This is a genomic window from Falseniella ignava CCUG 37419 (assembly GCF_000301055.1).
Lineage (GTDB): Bacteria > Bacillota > Bacilli > Lactobacillales > Aerococcaceae > Falseniella > Falseniella ignava.
This window is the reverse complement of the sequence record NZ_JH932301.1, coordinates 799,701-819,265: the sequence shown is the minus strand read 5'-3', so window position 1 is coordinate 819,265 and position 19,565 is coordinate 799,701. Positions and strand designations below refer to the sequence as shown.

Annotated in this window: 18 protein-coding genes; 6 read left to right on the top strand and 12 right to left on the bottom strand. The window is 38.5% G+C overall.

Annotated features, from left to right (window positions below):
• Positions 1-4: 4 nt before the first annotated feature.
• From HMPREF9707_RS08070 to nagA, 10 genes are all read right to left on the bottom strand, one after another.
• Positions 5-1,261, bottom strand: coding sequence for an FtsW/RodA/SpoVE family cell cycle protein (locus tag HMPREF9707_RS08070; protein WP_006702209.1), 1,257 nt, complete (start codon positions 1,259-1,261; stop codon positions 5-7).
• A gap of 138 nt (positions 1,262-1,399) precedes the next feature.
• On the bottom strand, positions 1,400-2,005 hold the full coding sequence (locus tag HMPREF9707_RS08065) for a superoxide dismutase (protein WP_006702208.1): 606 nt from the start codon (positions 2,003-2,005) through the stop codon (positions 1,400-1,402).
• Positions 2,006-2,081: 76 nt separating this feature from the next.
• Entirely contained in the window at positions 2,082-3,929 is a 1,848-nt protein-coding gene (gene typA, locus HMPREF9707_RS08060) for a translational GTPase TypA (RefSeq protein WP_006702207.1), read from the bottom strand.
• Positions 3,919-4,719 (bottom strand): inositol monophosphatase family protein, encoded by an 801-nt coding sequence (locus tag HMPREF9707_RS08055; protein WP_040443262.1) that lies wholly within the window; start codon positions 4,717-4,719, stop codon positions 3,919-3,921. The genes typA and HMPREF9707_RS08055 overlap by 11 nt, the downstream gene beginning before the upstream one ends.
• 2 nt (positions 4,720-4,721) lie before the next feature.
• A complete protein-coding gene (locus tag HMPREF9707_RS08050) occupies positions 4,722-5,015 on the bottom strand; it encodes a UPF0223 family protein (protein ID WP_006702205.1) in 294 nt (97 codons plus the stop codon).
• 115 nt (positions 5,016-5,130) lie between these two features.
• Positions 5,131-6,540, bottom strand: coding sequence for a dihydrolipoyl dehydrogenase (gene lpdA / locus HMPREF9707_RS08045; RefSeq protein ID WP_006702204.1), 1,410 nt, complete (start codon positions 6,538-6,540; stop codon positions 5,131-5,133).
• 8 nt (positions 6,541-6,548) lie between these two features.
• Positions 6,549-8,201, bottom strand: coding sequence for a dihydrolipoyllysine-residue acetyltransferase (locus tag HMPREF9707_RS08040; RefSeq protein WP_006702203.1), 1,653 nt, complete (start codon positions 8,199-8,201; stop codon positions 6,549-6,551).
• Positions 8,202-8,251: 50 nt separating this feature from the next.
• The gene (locus tag HMPREF9707_RS08035) at positions 8,252-9,229 is read right to left on the bottom strand and encodes an alpha-ketoacid dehydrogenase subunit beta (RefSeq protein ID WP_006702202.1); all 978 of its coding nucleotides are present in this window, start codon (positions 9,227-9,229) and stop codon (positions 8,252-8,254) included.
• A gap of 2 nt (positions 9,230-9,231) precedes the next feature.
• Positions 9,232-10,338 (bottom strand): pyruvate dehydrogenase (acetyl-transferring) E1 component subunit alpha, encoded by a 1,107-nt coding sequence (pdhA, locus tag HMPREF9707_RS08030; protein ID WP_006702201.1) that lies wholly within the window; start codon positions 10,336-10,338, stop codon positions 9,232-9,234.
• Between the two features lie 274 nt (positions 10,339-10,612).
• Positions 10,613-11,776 carry an N-acetylglucosamine-6-phosphate deacetylase gene (nagA, locus tag HMPREF9707_RS08025; RefSeq protein ID WP_006702200.1) on the bottom strand — a complete coding sequence of 388 codons (1,164 nt, stop codon included), beginning with the start codon at positions 11,774-11,776 and terminating at the stop codon, positions 10,613-10,615.
• Between the two features lie 142 nt (positions 11,777-11,918).
• Here nagA and HMPREF9707_RS08020 point away from each other — a divergent pair, with 142 nt between their 5' ends.
• Positions 11,919-13,268: an MATE family efflux transporter gene (locus HMPREF9707_RS08020; protein ID WP_006702199.1), complete on the top strand. Its 1,350-nt coding sequence runs from the start codon at positions 11,919-11,921 to the stop codon at positions 13,266-13,268.
• Between the two features lie 98 nt (positions 13,269-13,366).
• On the opposite strand, the gene HMPREF9707_RS08015 is transcribed toward HMPREF9707_RS08020, so the two are convergent.
• Both HMPREF9707_RS08015 and HMPREF9707_RS08010 read right to left on the bottom strand, forming a co-directional pair.
• The gene (locus HMPREF9707_RS08015) at positions 13,367-13,996 is read right to left on the bottom strand and encodes a cyclodeaminase/cyclohydrolase family protein (RefSeq protein WP_006702198.1); all 630 of its coding nucleotides are present in this window, start codon (positions 13,994-13,996) and stop codon (positions 13,367-13,369) included.
• A gap of 111 nt (positions 13,997-14,107) precedes the next feature.
• The gene (locus tag HMPREF9707_RS08010; RefSeq protein ID WP_006702197.1) at positions 14,108-15,325 is read right to left on the bottom strand and encodes an NADH-dependent flavin oxidoreductase; all 1,218 of its coding nucleotides are present in this window, start codon (positions 15,323-15,325) and stop codon (positions 14,108-14,110) included.
• A gap of 143 nt (positions 15,326-15,468) precedes the next feature.
• Between HMPREF9707_RS08010 and HMPREF9707_RS08005 the strand changes: the two genes are divergently transcribed.
• From HMPREF9707_RS08005 to HMPREF9707_RS07985, 5 genes are read left to right on the top strand one after another with little or no spacing between them, the layout of a single operon-like run.
• A complete protein-coding gene (locus HMPREF9707_RS08005; protein WP_006702196.1) occupies positions 15,469-15,801 on the top strand; it encodes a glycine cleavage system H family protein in 333 nt (110 codons plus the stop codon).
• A complete protein-coding gene (locus tag HMPREF9707_RS08000) occupies positions 15,801-16,595 on the top strand; it encodes a protein-ADP-ribose hydrolase (RefSeq protein WP_006702195.1) in 795 nt (264 codons plus the stop codon). Before HMPREF9707_RS08005 ends, HMPREF9707_RS08000 begins: the two co-directional genes overlap by 1 nt.
• Positions 16,596-16,610: 15 nt before the next feature.
• Entirely contained in the window at positions 16,611-17,495 is an 885-nt protein-coding gene (locus tag HMPREF9707_RS07995; protein WP_006702194.1) for an SIR2 family NAD-dependent protein deacylase, read from the top strand.
• Positions 17,495-18,550 (top strand): lipoate--protein ligase, encoded by a 1,056-nt coding sequence (locus HMPREF9707_RS07990; protein ID WP_006702193.1) that lies wholly within the window; start codon positions 17,495-17,497, stop codon positions 18,548-18,550. Before HMPREF9707_RS07995 ends, HMPREF9707_RS07990 begins: the two co-directional genes overlap by 1 nt.
• Positions 18,543-19,556, top strand: a complete 1,014-nt coding sequence (locus tag HMPREF9707_RS07985; RefSeq protein ID WP_006702192.1) for an LLM class flavin-dependent oxidoreductase — start codon at positions 18,543-18,545, stop codon at positions 19,554-19,556. Before HMPREF9707_RS07990 ends, HMPREF9707_RS07985 begins: the two co-directional genes overlap by 8 nt.
• Positions 19,557-19,565: the final 9 nt, after the last annotated feature.

The following is a 19,565-nucleotide window of genomic DNA, read 5'->3' as shown; positions in this document are numbered from 1 at the left end:
TTAGTCACCCCTTCTTATTCGAAATTAATCTTAACTCTTTACTATTTTCTTCTTCAACAATCATCCGTAGTACCATTGCTATCATTATAATGGAAACCAACAGACTCGTTCCGCCCACACTAATAAATGGTAATGTTACGCCAGTTAATGGAATTAAACTTGCCAAGCCGGCTATATTTGTAAAGGTCTGAACGGCCAACATATTAGCAATCCCTACAATCATTGAACGACGAAAAACATCCCTTGAGCGAGCAGCGCGTTGATATAAAATCAAAAATAATATAGTGTATAAAATAATAATCACTAAACATCCTACCAATCCTAATTCTTCTCCAATATTAGCGAAAATAAAGTCAGTATGTATTTCTGGTAAACGTCCTTGCTTAGCTTGACCATTAAAGAGGCCCACTCCAAGTAATCCACCATCCGCAAGGGCTTTATACCCCTCAATTAATTGGTATCCTCCTGCTAATGGGTATTTAAAAGGGTTGGTAAAAACAGCGACCCGTTCAAAAAAATGTTCCATCATCCCTTGATAACTTACTAACGCTTCATCAAAAAGATTAGAAACGAGATGCAGACCGATATATACTGCAATCATTCCACCATAGAATCTCGAAACCCATTTGGTACTTCCATCTATATAAAGTTTAACCAAAAATAAGCTGATAGCGATAATCATCAACATTCCCATGTCTGGCTGTAAAATAATTAAAAAACAACCTCCTAAAATCGTAAGTAACGCTAGCTTATCTACCGACATGCGGATTTTTTTCTGGGAAAGAATCTCTTCACGATCTGAATAGTTAATCGCCCAAGCTATTAACCATACGGAAGTTAATTTAAAGAACTCGCTTGGCTGGAACGAGCGATTGACAATCATCAGCCAGCTTCGAGCTCCACCTCCAATTTTCCCAATCAAAAGCGTAACAAACATTAAAGCTAAAATAACAAAATTACTTAGAAAAATTAGACGGTAATCTGTTAGCCATTTTGAGGGAACAGATAAAATAACCAACCCTGCAATCACCCCTAAAGTAATGGCAAAAATTTGGGTACGTAACGTTCCAACAGGATCATTCGGCATCGTTGCGCTAAATACTGAGACTAATCCGATAATTATTAAAATGCTTGTTAAACTGATAATTTTCCAATCGAGTCGAGAGAAAGTTTGCGCTAAATTTTGCTTCATTCTCATTAATATCGTTGTACTCTTAAGCGTGGATTGGCTTGTATGATCTGAAAAATTATTTTCATTCATACTGCACCTCCTTATAGTAATTCAAGGTCCATTATACCACAAAGCTTAGGAGAGCTAAACAATCGAGTCATGTATCCATTACCAGCCATCCAAAATAAAAAAGCCGTGAAATATATTCACGGTTTTAACTTCAATTAATTAGATTTCTTTCCATAACTTGTTAACTTGTTCCCAGTTAACAACCTTCCAGAAGTTTGATACGTATTCTGGACGACGGTTTTGATAGTTCAAGTAATAAGCATGTTCCCAAACATCTAACCCAAAAAGTGGTGTTTTACCGATCATTAAAGGATTATCTTGATTTGGTAAATCAATCACTTCGAGTGTGCCTTGATTATCAACTAACCATGCCCAACCAGAACCAAAACGTCCTTTTGCGCTGGCTTCAAATTTTTCTTTAAATGATTCAATCGATCCAAAATCTTCAATCAGTTTATCAGATAATTCGGATGGAATTGTTGTCTCTTCATTAGGTGATTGTAATAAATTCCAGAATAGAGAGTGGTTCAAATGACCTCCCCCATTATTTCTGACAGCCGTTTGAATTGATTCTGGTAATGTGTCAATTTTCTTTACTAATTCTTCAAGCTCCAATGACTCATACTCTGTTCCTTCAATCACTTTGTTTAAATTTGTAACGTAAGCTTGATGGTGCTTTGTATGATGAATTTCCATTGTTTGTTTGTCAATCACTGGTTCTAATGCATCATATTCATAGGGTAATTTAGGTAATTCAAAAGCCATAATCAAATCTACCTCCTTAAATTTGTTATGTATATCATAACATGTCTGTCGGCAATCACAATTGATATGCTCAGTATTACCCTTTATTTTGAGCTTTCTTTTCGCGTTTTGTAGCGCGTTCACGATCTGCTTTATTTAAAATTTTCTTACGCAAGCGGATATTGGCTGGTGTAATCTCGCAATATTCATCATCATTCATATATTGTAAAGATTCTTCCAATGTCATTTTACGTGGCTGTTTTAGGACACTCGTTTGATCTTTGGTTGCAGAGCGTACGTTCGTGAGTTGTTTACCTTTAACAATATTAACCGTTAAGTCATTTTCTCGATGATTTTCTCCGACAATCATTCCTTCGTAAACTTCCGTACCTGGTTCAACAAATACTGTTCCACGCTCTTCAATGTTTTGAATGCTATAAGCCGTTGCACTTCCTGATTCCGCTGCTACCAATGCACCGTTACGACGTCCTCCAATCACCCCTGACACAACAGGACGATATTCATCAAAACTATGATTTAAGATGCCATAACCACTTGTAATTGACATAAACTCTGTTGAAAAGCCAATTAATGCACGTGATGGAATTGAAAAGACCATACGGACTTGTCCGGTTCCTGTATTAATCATATCCGCCATTTCCGCTTTACGTTTTCCAAGCGCTTCAATTACAGCACCCATATACGCTTCGGGTGTGTCGATTTGAACACTTTCAAACGGCTCGCACTTTACACCATCGATTTCACGAATAATCACTTTAGGTCGTGATACTTGGAATTCATAACCTTCTCGACGCATGTTTTCAATCAGAATTGATAAATGAAGCTCCCCACGCCCTGACACTAAGAAAGCATCGGGTGTTTCTGTGGGTTCAACATTGAGCGACACATCCACTTGTAATTCTCGCTGTAATCGTTCTGATAATTTACTAGAAGTTACGTATTTCCCTTCTTTTCCCGCAAATGGTGATGTATTGGTTAAGAAGGTCATCTGTAAAGTAGGAGCATCAATATGCATCGCTGGAAGTGGTTCAAGATGATTTGGATCCACTACCGACTCCCCGACATCGATATCGTCCATTCCAGACAGAGCGATAATATCTCCTCCATAAGCTTCTGTTATTTCAATTCGATTTAATCCTAAAAATCCAAACATTTTTGTAACTCGGAAATTTTTATGTTGACCATCTCGTTTTATTAATGTGACAGTATCACCAATTCGGATTGTCCCGCGAAAGACGCGTCCAATCCCAATACGCCCTACATAATCATTGTAATCTAACATCGACACTTGATATTGTAAAGGGTCATCACGATTATCAACTGGTGCAGGAACATGTTCTAGTACCATATCCAAGATTGGATCCATGGTTGGCATTTGATCTTCAATTTGGTCTGAAGTGCTGGAAGTGCCATTTACGGCAGATGCGTACGCAACTGGGAACTCTAATTGATCGTCATTAGCACCTAACTCGATAAATAATTCAAGGACTTCATCAATCACTTCCACAGGACGGGCACCTGATTTATCAATTTTATTCACCACAACGACTGGACTCAAGCCTTCTTCTAACGCTTTCTTTAAAACAAATCGTGTCTGGGGCATCGTTCCTTCAGCTGCATCTACAACAAGGATAACCCCATCAACCATTTTCATAATACGTTCCACTTCTCCACCGAAGTCCGCATGCCCTGGTGTATCAAGGATATTAATATGAACGCCATGATAGTTAATCGCGGTATTTTTAGCTAAAATTGTAATGCCTCGTTCGCGTTCAATATCATTACTATCCATCGCACGATCATCGAGTTGTGCTCTCGCATCCAATGTGTCCGATTGTTTCAATAATTCATTCACCAAAGTTGTTTTACCATGGTCAACGTGCGCAATGATTGCAATATTTCGAATATTTTCTCTAATTATCATTATTGTTTGCCTCGCTATCTGTAGATTGAATAATATCTAATACTTGTGAATGGACTGCAGGGTGACAAGCCAAAACCGCTTGTCGTTTAAGAAGGTCGAGTGGTTGTCCAGTAGGAGTCGTCATTTTGTAGTTCATCGCTGTGAAAATGGCCAGACCGGCTGCAAAGTCCCAAGGTTGCAGTCGCGGTGACAAATAGAGTGCCGCTTCTCCGCGAATCACACTAATCATATCTAAACCTGCTGCTCCGTAATGCCTCATTCCTAAACTATGATTTAAAATTTCCCTTGCTTGGTAACGATTATGAATAAACAAATGCACATTACCGTGAATTAAGGACGTTTCCAACGAAGCAATCTGGATGGGTAATAGCGGTTGGTGATTTAAATAAACACCGTCCCCGACAATCCCGTAATAGAGTTGCTCATTCATTACATCCACAATATATCCGGCAACAGGTTTTCCATTATAATAAATCCCTAATAAAATCGCAAAATGATTCTTTTCTTTAACATAATTTAAAGTCCCATCAATCGGATCAATAATCCATAAATAACCTTCTGTGTTAGGGAATACATCTCCTTGACCTTCCTCAGAAAGAATCTGATGATTTGGATAGTAATGACGGATTTGTTGTATCAAATAGTCTTCGATACGACAATCCATTTCGGTAACTAAGTCATGTGCATTTTGCTTTTGTTTAACTTGAAGCGGCGAATCTAATGTCGCTCTAAGTAAATCCGCTGCTTGATTTAACCAATCAATCGCACGTTGATGCATTTGTTTATCCATGGTCATGAACCCTTTCTTATTTGCACCTTCGATCGTTGCTTCCCTTCTTGTCTCAATGTCCTAGCTAATTTTACTGCTTGATAGGTTGAGTATCCAGTTATTTTTTCAAATTCTTTATCAATTTGTTTTTCTTCCATTTTACTTTGAACTATTTGTTTATATTGCTGATAACTATCCATTAGTTCCTGACAATTGACACCCTCTTGATAAACACGCTCTACTTTATCTAAAAAATTTACAACCATTATAATCTCCTCAGTACTCCAATCAGGTTGAATCGGATAACTGTAGTTCATTTTATCACCTCGCTAAGATACCGTAAAAATTATAACACACTGATTTAAAGAGATAAATTTATAATGAAAAAGAGAGGCAATCATCGCCTCTCTTAATCAACGAATAATCGTTTAATTACATATGAATCGGTTGATCTAAAGCTAATTCTGCGGCATCCATTACTGCTTCACTTAATGTTGGATGAGCATGAACGGTCAGCGTAATATCTTCAGCATTCATACCTGATTCAATCGCTAAACCTAACTCAGTAATAACTTCTGAGGCGTTCGGTCCAACGACTTGCGCTCCAACAATAATATTATCTTCTTTGGTTGTAACTAAACGTACGAAACCATCGGTATCATTTAAAGATAGTGCACGGCCATTACCACCGAATGGGAATTTAGATGCTTTAACTTCTAGGCCTTGTTCTTTGGCTTCAGCTTCGGTTAATCCAGTTGATGCAAGTTCAGGATCTGTATAGGCTATAGAAGGCATTGAATGGTAGTCCACTTCATCTTTTCCACCTGAAATTGCAGCAGCTGCAACTTTACCTTCAAAAGATGCTTTATGAGCTAGTGCGAGTCCTGGGACGATATCACCGATCGCATAAATATTTGGTACTGAGGTGCGACCTTGTGCATCAACTTCAATTAGACCATTGTCTAAAATTTTAACGCCTGCATGCTCAAGACCAATATCATCCGTATTTGGACGACGACCTACTGATACTAATACGTAGTCTGCTTCAATTTCTTTTTCTTTACCTTTAACTTCGAACTTCACAGTAACTGAATCTTCGTTCACGATTACTTCTTTAGCTTTCGCTTTTGCATGAATTTTAATTTTGCGTTTTTTCATTGCTTTCTCAACAACTTTAACCATATCTTTTTCAAATGAAGGTAAAATATGGTCTGCAGCATCAATTAAAGTCACTTCCGAACCTAGGTTAGCATAAGCAGTTCCTAATTCTGATCCGACAATGCCCGCACCAATAACAACAAGACGTTTTGGTACTTCTTTAAAGTTCAATGCACCGGTTGAATCCACAATACGTTCACCAAATTTGAATCCAGGAATTTCAATTGGTCGAGATCCTGTAGCAACGATTAAATTTTTATAGCTATAAGTTTGGGAAGTATCTTCAGCATCATTCGTCACTCGAAGTGTTTCATGGTCAACGATATAAGCATCACCACGAATAATTTCTACTTTGTTCTTTTTAAGTAGCATTTCAACACCAGAAGTTAACTGTTTAACAACTTTGTTATCTTTCCAATCTTGTGTTTTAGTAAAGTCTAATTTAACTTCGGATTCGATTCCCATATCTTCGCTATTTAAAGCGTTACGATAAATATGTCCTGCATTAATTAAAGCTTTTGATGGAATACAGCCCACATTCAGACATACGCCGCCAATAAATTCGCGTTCAATGACTGCTACTTTTTGTCCGAGTTGAGCTGCACGGATAGCAGCAACATAGCCACCAGGACCAGAACCGATAACCACTGTATCGAGTTCGATTGCAAAATCTCCAACTACCATTTATTTCACTATCCTTCCATTAATAATAATTCTGGATTACTTAAATATTTCTTGATTTCATTCATCGCAGATTGTGCAGTTACACCATCAATGACACGGTGATCATAGCTTAATGATAACTTCACAACACGACCTGGAACAACTTGACCATCTTTAATAACAGGTTGTTCAACAATTGAACCAAATCCTAAGATTGCTACTTCAGGATGGTTAATAACTGGAGTAAACCATAATCCACCTGCTGAACCAATATTAGAAATCGTAATCGATCCACCTGACATTTCATCCAATGATAATTTACCTGCATGTGCCTTTTGAGCTAATTGAGAAATTTCATCCGCTACTTCAAACATGCTCTTCATGTTAGCATCATGGATAACAGGAACTAATAATCCACGATCTGTATCGGTTGCAATACCAATGTTGTAGTAGTTTTTGTACACAATTTCTTGTGTTGCATCGTCAACAGAAGCATTGAGAATTGGATATTTCTTAACTGCAGCAATTAATGCGCGAACAACATATGGTAAGAATGTTAATTTAATATCTTGTTCTGCAGCGATATCTTTGAATTTCTTACGGTGATTCCATAAAGCAGTCACTTCAACTTCATCAAAATGAGTTACGTGTGGTGCTGTATGTTTTGAATTTACCATTGCTTCAGCGATTAAGCGACGTGTCTTAGACATTGATTCACGTACTTCACGTTCACCTGAAACTGGAACATAAGCTGGCTTAGCAGTTGTTGTTTCAGCTTGAGCAGCGTTATCTTGTGCGGATGCTGCTGTTTGTTCTGTTTCAACTTCTGGTGCTGCAGTTGCTTGTCCAGGAGTAAAGTTACGAACATCATCTGCTGTTACACGTCCACCGCGTCCTGTAGCTGGAACGAGTGTAATATCTACACCTAATTCACGAGCTAATTTACGAACCGATGGCATTGCTAGTACGCGTTGCGCTGGGTTTGCGGTACTTACCGCTGCAGGTTGTGCTGGGGCAGCTGTTTCTGCCGGAACTTCTGCTTGCGCTGGGTCTTCGCCAACGGCTCCTGTTGGAGATGCAGGGGTTGATACCACTTCATCCGCTGGACCATCATAGTCAGGCGCATCAATTTCAACTAATGCTTGGCCAACAGTAGCTACCGTTCCAACTTCTGCATGGATTTTAATAATCTTACCTGCATATGGGCTTGGTAACTCTTCAACCGCTTTATCATTTTGAATTTCTACTAAAATTTGGTCTTCAGTGACTTGGTCGCCTTCTTTTACGTCCCATGCAACAATCTCACCTTCATGAATTCCTTCACCTAGCTCTGGAAGACGGAAAATAAAACTGTTAGATCCACTTTGAGCTGTTGGTGCAGCTTCAACAGGCGCTGCCTCTGCTGCAGGTTCCTCAGCAGCTTCTTCTCCACCTTCATAGTCCGGGGCATCGATTTCAACGAGTACGTCGCCAACTTTTGCGACTGTACCTACTGTCGCATTGATTGATTTAACCGTTCCAGCGTATGGTGTTGGAAGTTCTTCAACTGCTTTATCATTTTGAATTTCAACGATAATTTGATCTTCTTCAATGGTGTCGCCTTCTTGAACGAGCCAATTAACAACTTCACCTTCATGAATACCTTCACCTAGTTCAGGTAATTTAAATTTAAATACTGCCATTCAGTGACACTCCTTTTTTATGTTTTGCTAACTTATAGACGTGGAATCAATTAGAATTCTTGTAATTCTTTCACTGCGGCAACGATATCAGCAGCATTTGGAAGCCAATCTTTTTCAGCCATACCAAAAGTATAAACTGTGTTTGGCGCAGCCACAAATTTAATTGGCGCTTCAAGTGATAGAATTGAACGTTGAGAAATTTCAGAAATAACTTTCTCACCTACACCTGCTTGACGTTGTGCTTCTTGAACCATAACGACTTTTCCAGTTTTTTCCACTGATGCTGTAATAGTCTTAATATCAAGTGGATAGACAGTTCTTAAGTCTACAATTTCAACAGAAATATTTTCTTTTTTCAATTCTTCTGCTGCAGCAATAGCTTCACGAACCATCGCACCATAGGCAATAATCGTTGCATCCGTTCCTTCTTGAACAACATTAGCTTCACCTAATGGCACAGTATAGTGACCTTCAGGAACTTCTTCACGGAATGAACGGTAAAGTTTCATATGTTCTAAAAATACAACTGGGTCATTATCTTCAATTGAAGCTAATAATAGACCTTTTGCATCATATGGATTTGATGGGATAACCACTTTAACACCTGGTGATTGTGCCATTAATCCTTCAAGTGAGTCTGCGTGAAGTTCAGGGGTTGCTACACCACCACCAAATGGTGAACGAATTGTAATGGGTAGATTACGTGTATTTCCTAAACGGTAACGTGTACGTGCTGCTTGGCCTACAACAGAGTCCATAACTTCGAAAACAAATCCGAAGAATTGAATTTCCATAATTGGACGGAATCCTTCAAGTGCAAGACCAATAGCTAAACCACCAATACCGGATTCAGCAAGTGGTGTGTTGAAGATGCGTTCTTCACCATGCTTATCAAATAATCCTTCTGTCGCACGGAAAACACCACCGTTTTTACCAACGTCCTCACCAAAGATTAACGTTTTCTTGTCTTGAGTAAGGGCAATATCTAATGCATCTCTAATTGCTTCAATGAGTGTTAAATTCGCCATGATTATTTAGTCTCCTTTGCTTCGTAATATGCAATTTGCTCTTGCGTAATTTGATCTGGTGTTTCGAACATATTCTTCAAGAAATCAGAAATTTTTTGTTGTGGAACTTCTTCTGCTTGTTTAATTGCTTCACGAGCTACTTCTTTTGTACGTTCGATAACTTCTTGTTCTTTCTCTTCAGACCAAAGTCCTTTTTCAGTTAAGAATGTACGGTAACGGTTTAATGGGTCTAGACCTTGCCAGTGTTCTTGAACACCTTCAGGTTGGTAGCGTTTAGGATCATCTCCTGATAATGAGTGAGGTTCGTAACGGTAGCATAATGTTTCAATTAGAACTGGACCATTACCTGCAATCGCATATTCACGAGCTGCTTTTGTTACAGCATACACCGCTAAAATATCCATTCCATCTACTTGAATTCCCGGAATTCCTGCTGCAACAGCTTTTTGAGCTAAAGTAGGTGCTGCAGTTTGTAGTTCGCGCGGTGTGGAAATTGCCCAGCCGTTATTTTGAATTACAAAAACTGCAGGGGCTTTATATGCTCCAGCAAAGTTGATTCCTTCATACATATCACCTTGAGAAGAACCACCGTCTCCTGTCCAAGTCATAGCGATTGCTTTACGACCATTTTTCTTAATACCTAAAGCGGCACCCGCTGTTTGAATGTATTGAGCACCGATAATAATTTGCGGTGGATACGCACGGAAATCTTCTGGGTATTCATTTCCTAAAACATGGCCTTTAGACCATAGGTAAGCTTTGTAATGTGGCAAACCATGTTGAATTAATTGTGGAATATCACGATATCCTGGGAAGATAATATCATCTGCAGTTGTCGCAGCTATTGTACCCAACTGTGAAGCTTCTTGACCTGTAGTGGGTGCCACGAAACCTAGACGTCCTTGACGACTAAACGCTTTAGTTCTTGCATACCATTCACGGTAGAAGACCATATCCTCCATAAATTTAACAAGTTCTTCATCTGATAATTCTGGCATTAAATCTTCATTAACGATTTTGCCTTTCTCATCCAAAATTTGAACTGTACTAAAGTCAAAATTTTGAGGGTCTAACAATTGTTCAAAAGTTTGTTTTTTCTTTGTAGCCATGTATTTTACATTCCTCTCCAATATTTTTAACACCAGGTACAAACTGTACCAGTACGTTATTAATAATTTATCATTCAAAACGACTTTTAGCAAGCATTTAGTCGCTATTTTTCCTTTAATAGCAACGTTTTACTTTGTGAATTAATGCACTACTTATGTAAATCTCGTACTCCTTTCTGTTATATTTTTAATTTATTATGTGTTACATCAAGGTTATACTGTTGTATAACAAGGATAAAATTATTGGCTTTCTTATTGTTAATTTTATATTAGTTTATGCGTCTTGGCGACAATATACACGTTGATTTGCTAAATAGGTTGCATATAGTTTTCCTTGGGGTTCAATTACAATAAAATCCGCTGGATAATTTGCACTCAGTCTTCCACAATGCTTATCAAGGCCAACCGATTGAGCTGGATAAAGTGAACCCATTTTTAAAGCTGTCGTCAAATTGACGATATCCCAATCTACCAAGTTGTGTACAGCCTGAATTAGTTTTAGAACTGATCCGGCCAAATTACCGCTATCTTTCAGACGCGCTTGACCATCTTTAACAATTACTTCAAACTCTCCTAGTCTAGACTCACCTTCATCTAACCCCCCAGCGCGCATACAATCAGATATTAAGATGACTTTATCCTGTGGTTTTGCTTGGGTTACAACTTGAATCGCTTTTGGATGAACGTGATGCCCGTCAGCAATAATCTCTGCATAAGCTTCATCAAGCGTTAATCCTGCTCCAACCATCCCTGGCTCACGATGATGCAATCCGCGCATTCCATTGTAAAGATGGACAAAAATATTCGCACCCGCTTCAACGGCTTCATAGGCTTGATTATAAGTTGCATCAGAGTGTCCTAAAGCAACGTAAATCCCCTGTTCAACTGCTTTTTTAATAAAATCTTGTACACCTTTTCGTTCTGGTGCAATCGCAATTTTTCGAACCATTCCATCCGAAGCATGATTCCATTGATTCAATAAGTCGATCGAAGGATCTTGCATATATTTTGCATTTTGAGCCCCTTTATACTTTTCGGTAAAAAATGGGCCCTCTAGAAAAATCCCTTGAATTCGTGCCCCTGTTACTTGGCTTGCACTCTCTCCAACAACTTGGCAAGCTTTCATCAAATGCTCTGGTGAATCTGTTAAGGTCGTTGCTAGCCAGCTGGTCACGCCACACTCTAACAACCCTTTAGAAATTTGTTCCATTCCCTCAGGGCTGCAATCCATCACATCATATCCACCATAACCATGAATATGCGTATCGACCAACCCAGGTGCAATTATATAACCGCTGTAATCAATCATCGTTACTTCATTTGTTACTGGGAGATGATCAACATAATCAACAACACGTTGATCTTCACAAATTAAATAACCTCCCTCTTTCATCTCATCTTCGTATAGAATATAATCCGCCTTATAAATGGTTTTCATTTTATCATCTCCTCAATGATTTGCTTGATTCTATCATACTCTTTCTTTATTATTTAACAATCATTAATAACTTACTATTTTAATGATGACTTCACTAACCCTTTAAGATACAATAGCAATGATAATGAATGAGGTGATAATAATGGAAAATAAAAAACTTTTTTATAAAACAATGTTAGCCATTGCGATTCCCGTTGCGCTACAAAATCTGATTACATCTTCAATTAATACAATTGATACGCTGATGATTTCTTCCTTAGGGGATGTAGCGGTTGCGGGTGTTGGTATTGCTAACCAGTTCTTCTTTTTTTATTTTATGATTTGTTTCGGTTTAGTTACGGGAGCAGCCATTCTTATTGCTCAATATTGGGGACGACGAAATTGGGAAGAGGTTCGAACGATTACACAACTAACAGTTGTCATTGCGACGATAATTGGAATCCTCTTTACAATCATTGCACTCATTTTCCCAAAACAAATTATTGGATTAATTATTCAAGACCCTAATGTCATTGAAGAAGGTGCGATCTACTTACGGGTCGTATCACTATCATACATTCCAAGCGCGATTAGCTTTGTTTACTCTATGACATTCCGTACAACGGGAAACCCTAAGACACCACTATTTGCAACCATTGTCAGTGTCTTTTTCAACGTATTCTTTAACTATGTATTTATCTTTGGAGTGTGGGGTTTCCCACGTCTAGGTATTGCAGGGGCCGCGATTGGGACAATCATCGCGCGCTTTGCCGAATTATCTACTCTCTACTTTATTTCTCGTAGTTATAATGGGCCTTTAAATTATTCACTGAAAGAATTGATCCATCCACAATGGCATAAAATTAAACGTTACTCGCCAACCATTTTACCGGTGATGATTAATGAAACTTTTTGGTCTTTAGGTCAAATTATGTATAGCGTGGCATACGCATTGATTGGAACTGAAGCCACTGCTGCTGTTCAGATTGTGATTGCGGTTCAAAACTTAGCACTCGTTATCGTGCGCGGGTTATCTAGCAGTTGCTCTGTGATGGTAGGTGAAAAAGTTGGACAAGATAAATTTGAAGAAGCGCAACTCTACGCCAAACGCTTCTTGTTAATTTCAATTATCACAGGTGTCGTAATGGGAGCTTTAATTATTATTTCAGCACCGTATACCCTAATGCTATTCAAGTCCATCTCTCAAAATGTTTACATCTTAGCACATAAGTCACTCAATATGATCGGAATTATGATTGTATTTATTGCTCTATCCAATATTATAATCGTTGGAATATTGCGTGGAGGTGGAGATACCGGGTTCTCCATGAAGGCTGAATTATTCTCACTATGGGTTGTGGGAGTTCCACTATCATTCTTTGGTGCTGCCATTCTCAAATTACCTATTCACTTAGTGGTAGGTCTAGCCTGTGCTGAGAACATCTGCAAAGTTCTACTTGGTATTATTCGAATCCAATCCGGAAAATGGGTTCGTAACTTAACTATGGATTAATAAAATAACCCCAGTCATTTCGAAATGGCAGAAACTACGATAATCCTGAATATGGGTATCGTAACCCGCCTCAAAATGGCTTGGGGTTATTATTTTAATTATTTTACTTGTTCGATAATCGCTTCGTAGACACGGTCAGCAATTTCTGAACCTTCAGCTAATAGTGCTTCTCCACGTTCTTGGTATTGAGCTTTCAAGTCTTCATCTTTTAAAATACCTAGGTTAACAACGACACTTACCCAGCTACTTTGAAGAGCTCCTTTAAGTTGAACAGCCGCAACACCTACGTCACTAGCAACATTCGGATTGGATTTCCCAACGATTTCTTCAGTGACTTTTAAAGCTTCTACACATAGTTCCATTAAATCAAATGGAGGTTTTAAAGCCACGAGCGTCGCTTCTTGCATTGCAACACGGCGTGCTTCTTTTTCTTCTTCAGTACCGCGTGGCATTGCATAGACTTTCCCAACCTCATCAAAGGCTTGTCGGTCATCTTCAATCCCTTGCAAGAATTTATTCATTAAATCCTCAGCTTCTTTTAGAACACGTTCGTTTAACTCATTATGTTCCGCATAACGTTTTTTACCAACGGTAAATTCCGTAACCATTTTAGTTAAAGCGATCCCTAAAGCTGCATTTAATGCCGAAGAACCTCCGCCACCAGGTGTTGGGTCTCCAGATCCTAATTTCTCAACGAATTCTTTAACCGATAAATCGTAATACGTCATTGTATAACCTCCTATAATGTACTCTTTCTCAAGTATAGCATGTTTAAGGCAAGAAATGAATAAAACGCTTTAATTATCTAATATCCAATCTCCCCCTACACTATCATTCTCTTATTTATACTCTTTGAAATAAGAAACTGCACTTTGTTCACTCATCTGTCTAAATGCTTCACGCGTTTCCTCAGGTAGAGAACCACCAAAATCCATAAATTCAACCAAATCTTTAAAAGCTCGGTGAGGAATGGCTAAATCTTCGATCTCTTCTGGACGAATACTTAAATCAATCTCATCCTGTCTACCTGTTTCTAACTTAGCTACAAAATCTGGTTCTGTTACGAATACAGAAGACATTCCTACCATATCTGCATATCTCAGTGCTTCAAGTGCTTTTTCTGGCGAATTAATACCCCCTGTTGCAATAATTGGGACACGTCCTTTTAAGTGATCCCGAACAATCTCATTCACATAATCTCCAGGACGAGAACCTGCTCGAGCACGATCTAAATAGATATCATGTCCCCAAGATGCGATAGCATAATAATGAATATTCGATACCTCCATCATTCGATCAAAATATTCATTGAATTCATCAACGGTATAACCCACTTGCTCTCCGCGTGTTTCTTCAGGTGTTCCACGAAAACCTAAAATAAAATCATCCGGCCCTTCTTCATCAATAACTTTCTGCACTGCGCCCATAATCTCCACCCCAAATCGTGAACGATTTTCAACAGATTGAGGTCCGTATTGATCCGTTCGTTGGTTTGAAAAAGGCGAAAAAAATTGTTGGGGTAATAACCTTTGAGCATTAGAAATTTCAACGCCATCAAAACCAGCTTGAATGGCACGGCGCGTAGCCTGTGCATATTGTTCAATGACATGTTGAATTTTTCGGTGAGACATCTCAATCACATCGTGTTCAATCGGTGTCATCAAATGCATTCGGGATGGTCCGTAAACCACGCCATAATCTCTCAAGCTGACTTTAGCAAATCGCCCTGCATGTGTTAATTGAATTATCGCTTTTGCCCCTTGAGACTTCATCGCTGCTGCTAATTTGCTTAAACCATATATAAATCGATCATCTCGGATGGAAGGTCCATATTCAAATAACTGTGCATAGTCTTCAATATAAGCTGCAGTCGTAACTTGGAGTGGTGCTGACGAAGCTCGACGGATTGCATAAGCTACTTCTTCCTCCGTTACAAATCCTTCCAAACTCGACGCGTTAGTCGTAATTGGATTTAATGAAAATCGATTGGCCAATACAATACCGTTAGATAATGTTATGGGATTAAATAGTGGTGCGTATAATTCAGACTGGGTCACCTATTATCACCTCGTATATTTTTTTGAACAATTACCTACTTTTACCTAAAACGTAAGTATAATCATATAATCTCATAATATGCTTTAAATTTCCACACCCCTATGATAAAATTGGCTTAGAATATTTTGAAAGAGGCGATTTTATGCTTAAAACTGGAAATTATTTATTTTTAGAAAAAGGTGACAACATCGTAACAATTTCGATGACACCAGAACTTCAAGATGACATTGGAACTGTTGGCTTTGTTGAATTTACAGAAGAGAAACAACTTAAAAAAGAAGATGCTATAGCGCATATCGAAGCTTCAAAAACAGTTTTAGAAATTATTAGCCCTGTCACTGGGACTGTCGTTGAAATCAACGAGGCTGCGATTGATAATCCGAAAATGCTAAACTCTGCTGACACAGCAGAAAATTGGTTAGTTAAATTAACGGACGTATCTTCAGAAGATTTTGATAGTTTAGCTGATGCCTAATGAATTTAATCGATAAATTAGACACTTTGATTGCTTATTTATCTGAGGAACAGCCTTATTTAAGCGAGCTTTTCAAAGATTATCCAAACGAAACTATCCACGATAAATATGAAATTTATCGTGGATATGTTAATCTACGCCCTGCTATGAAAGCTTCTGAGGAATTTCTTCAATTACAAGATGAAGTACTTAAAGCTTTGATTGTCCAAGATGGTATTACCTCGATAGATGATTTAACCCCAATCCAACCTCAGCTTTACGAATGGCAAGGTGATATTACTACGCTTGAAGTGGATGCCATTGTCAATGCCGCGAACTCGGATCTTTTAGGATGTACTCAAGCAAATCATAATTGTATTGATAATACCATTCACACTCGATCAGGTGTTCAATTGCGATTCGCTTGTCAACAAATTATGGATGAACAAGGGAGACGCGAGCCCATTGGAAAAGCAAAAATCACGCCAGCTTATAATCTGCCAAGCCAATACGTGATTCATACCGTTGGCCCTTTTATTGTTCCAGGCCAAGCGCTGACTCCAATGAAGGAAGAGTTATTAAAATCAAGTTATCTCAATTGTTTAAAACTTGCAGATGCATATCATTTACAATCAATCGCATTTTGCTGTATTTCGACTGGAGAATTTAATTTCCCTAATGAACCTGCGGCTCGGATTGCTTATCAGACTGTTAAGGATTATTTAAAAGAAAGCCAATCGGCAATTAAAGTTATTTTTAATACTTATTTAGATATCGATCATAATTTATATCAAACAATACTCAAAGAGTCATAAAAGGGAGGAGAGATTATGACACACCCCTCAACTTGGAAACACCTTAATAAAGATTTATCACAAAAAGATTTACTTAAAGGATTGATTGAAGAAGCGGAAGTTGTTGTACCGGGAATTGGTGCTGGAATGTCTGCTGCTACAGGCTTTACCTACGTTGGACCTCGCTTTGAAGAAGCGTTCCCTGATTTCATTGAAAAGTATAATTTTTTTGATATGTTACAAGCTTTTTTAGCAGATTTTGAAGATTGGGAAGAATATTGGGCCTTTCAATCTCGTTTCGCCCTGCTCAATTATTTTGATCAACCTGTCGGCCAATCTTACGTTGATTTAAAAGATATTCTCGAAGGAAAAACGTATCATATTATTACGACCAATGCAGACAATGCCTTCTATGCTGCAAATTATGATCGTGATAAAGTTTTTTATATTCAAGGAGAATACGGCTTGTGGCAATGCTCCGATTTTTGTCAACAAATCACCTATCAAGATGAAGCGCTTATTCGCAGGATGGTTGAAGAACAACAAAATATGAAAATACCGACAGAATTAATTCCTTATTGCCCTCACTGTCACGCACCATTAGAAGTTAATAAACGAGATGCCGTTCGAGGGATGGTAGAAGACGATTATTGGCATGAGCAAGAGGCGGCTTATACAGATTTCTTGCAACAACACGATGGTAAAAAGATTCTATTTTTAGAAATAGGGGTCGGGCATACCACACCTCAGTTTATTCGCGAACCGTTCCAAGAGATGACGGCGAATAATCCAAATGCGCTATATGTTACCATGAATCAAAAACGCTATCGTATCCCTCCTGAAGTTCTACCTCAATCTGTCCGCATTACCGAAGATATTTACACTTTATTTAATCAAATAGCTAAAGAACGGAGAGCGTAATGTATTTAATTGAACCTATTCGAAACGGCGAATGGATCTATAATCAAGGTTTATTGATGGCGATCCAATCATACGCACGTGATCATTTATTTTTAGATGACGATATTGTATTTCCATATATGCCTAAACCCTCTGTCCAAATTGGACTGTTTCAAAACGCTTATGAAGAAGTTAACCTTCCTTATCTAGAAGAACATAAAATGGATTTAGTAAGACGTGAGACGGGTGGTGGCGCGATCTACCTCGATGATAAAAATATGAGTTTTTGTTTTTTACTTGATAGTGAAAACCACTCCGATGTTTTTGGTAATTATGCCAAACTCTATGAACCAGTGATTCGAGCCCTCGAAAAACTCGGAGTCAAAAATATTGAACAAAAAGGCCGAAATGACCTAACTTTAAATGGTCAAAAGATTTCAGGTGCGGCGATGACCATTGTCCACGGTCGAATTTACGCTGGATACTCTTTACTACTAGACCCTGACTTTGAGACAATGGAAGCCGTGCTCACACCAAATTACAAAAAAATATCATCTCACGGTATAAAGTCCGTTCGAGCTCGGGTTGGGTCACTTCGACAAGCCTTACGCGAGGAAGATCAAAATATCGACGTTTGGGAGCTTACGGACTACTTGTTAAGGGAATTATTGCAAGTAGATGATTTAGAACAAGCTAAACGCTATGTTCTAAGTGAAAAAGACTGGAAAGCAATCGATGAAATTGCAGCAAAAACCTATAATAATTGGGACTGGAATTATGGTCGATTCAAAAACTTTGACTATCAAGTTAATGAAAGAATTGAAGGTGTCGGTACACTACATATTGGTCTTTCTATTCAAAATGCAAAAATCTATGATGTTCAGATAAGCGGAGATTTCTTCTCAATCAAATCGATTCAAGAGCTTGAAGAACTGCTTAGAGATACGCGCCTGAAGCAATCAGATCTTCTAGCTGTGTTAGAGAACATCGACTTATCAAGTTATATTAGCCGCTTAGATAATGAGACTTTTATCAATCTATTGCTCAACATTCCAAAGGAGGAAAACTGTGATTAAATTAAGTGTACTTGATTATGCTCAAATCGATGAACACGAAACGCCAACCCAAGCACTCAATAATACCGTATCCTTGGCGCAATGCGCAGAACAACTAGGCTATCATCGTTTTTGGGTTGCAGAGCATCATAATGTTCCAGCTTTTTTATCTTCCTCACCTGAGGTCCTTATGATGCATTTATTAAATCACACTTCAACAATCTCCATTGGTTCAGGAGGTGTCATGCTCCCCCATTATGCCCCTTTAAAAGTTGCTGAGAATTTTAAAATTCTCTTGCGCTTATTCCCAGGACGCGTTGATCTAGGGATTGGCAATACTAAAGGGACACGTATTGTAAATCATGCTCTTAATGAAACTAAAAAACGATTTTTAGATTATAAGGAGGCTATTCAAGATTTACAAGGATTTATTGCTGATGACCTTCCAGAAGAACACCGGCATCATGAAGTTAAAGCCAATCCTGCAATTGATCAACTTCCTAGCATGTGGGTTCTATCAACCTCGGTGGATTCAGCTATCATGGCAGCGGAATTAGGTATCGGCTATTGTTATGGCTTTTTCCCTTATGCAAACCGAGATGCGCTTAAAACAGCACAAGAAGCCAGTCAGGTATACCGTTCAAATTTCAAACCATCTGGCTTTATGGAACAAGCTCAAGTAAGCATTGCTGTCTTTGCCTGTATTGGCGACACTCCTGAAGAAGCAGAAGCGTTTGGCCGTGCACTAGATTTATGGTTATTAGGGACGAATAATTTTAGCGAGCATCTAACGTATCCAAGTATTGATACGGCTAATCAATATTCATACTCTGATAAAGAAAAACAGCGGATTGAAAATAATCGGTCAAGGATGGTAGTCGGGACAGCTGAACAAGTCCGTGATCAGTTACTCGATCGAGCGCAACTTACACAAGCCGATGAAATTCTAGTTATCCCACTGATGCCGGGTATTGAAAACCGAAAAGCCGGATTAAAATCTTTGGCTCAAGCATTTGATAACATTTAATACATCAAA

Excerpts from the sequence above, each read along its gene's own strand:
- HMPREF9707_RS08070 (WP_006702209.1), bottom strand. The coding sequence starts at position 1,261 with ATGAATGAAAATAATTTTTCAGATCATACAAGCCAATCCACGCTTAAG.
- HMPREF9707_RS08065 (WP_006702208.1), bottom strand. The coding sequence starts at position 2,005 with ATGGCTTTTGAATTACCTAAATTACCCTATGAATATGATGCATTAGAA.
- typA (WP_006702207.1), bottom strand. The coding sequence starts at position 3,929 with ATGATAATTAGAGAAAATATTCGAAATATTGCAATCATTGCGCACGTT.
- HMPREF9707_RS08055 (WP_040443262.1), bottom strand. The coding sequence starts at position 4,719 with ATGGATAAACAAATGCATCAACGTGCGATTGATTGGTTAAATCAAGCA.
- HMPREF9707_RS08050 (WP_006702205.1), bottom strand. The coding sequence starts at position 5,015 with ATGAACTACAGTTATCCGATTCAACCTGATTGGAGTACTGAGGAGATT.
- lpdA (WP_006702204.1), bottom strand. The coding sequence starts at position 6,540 with ATGGTAGTTGGAGATTTTGCAATCGAACTCGATACAGTGGTTATCGGT.
- HMPREF9707_RS08040 (WP_006702203.1), bottom strand. The coding sequence starts at position 8,201 with ATGGCAGTATTTAAATTTAAATTACCTGAACTAGGTGAAGGTATTCAT.
- HMPREF9707_RS08035 (WP_006702202.1), bottom strand. The coding sequence starts at position 9,229 with ATGGCGAATTTAACACTCATTGAAGCAATTAGAGATGCATTAGATATT.
- pdhA (WP_006702201.1), bottom strand. The coding sequence starts at position 10,338 with ATGGCTACAAAGAAAAAACAAACTTTTGAACAATTGTTAGACCCTCAA.
- nagA (WP_006702200.1), bottom strand. The coding sequence starts at position 11,776 with ATGAAAACCATTTATAAGGCGGATTATATTCTATACGAAGATGAGATG.
- HMPREF9707_RS08020 (WP_006702199.1), top strand. The coding sequence starts at position 11,919 with ATGGAAAATAAAAAACTTTTTTATAAAACAATGTTAGCCATTGCGATT.
- HMPREF9707_RS08015 (WP_006702198.1), bottom strand. The coding sequence starts at position 13,996 with ATGACGTATTACGATTTATCGGTTAAAGAATTCGTTGAGAAATTAGGA.
- HMPREF9707_RS08005 (WP_006702196.1), top strand. The coding sequence starts at position 15,469 with ATGCTTAAAACTGGAAATTATTTATTTTTAGAAAAAGGTGACAACATC.
- HMPREF9707_RS08000 (WP_006702195.1), top strand. The coding sequence starts at position 15,801 with ATGAATTTAATCGATAAATTAGACACTTTGATTGCTTATTTATCTGAG.
- HMPREF9707_RS07995 (WP_006702194.1), top strand. The coding sequence starts at position 16,611 with ATGACACACCCCTCAACTTGGAAACACCTTAATAAAGATTTATCACAA.
- HMPREF9707_RS07990 (WP_006702193.1), top strand. The coding sequence starts at position 17,495 with ATGTATTTAATTGAACCTATTCGAAACGGCGAATGGATCTATAATCAA.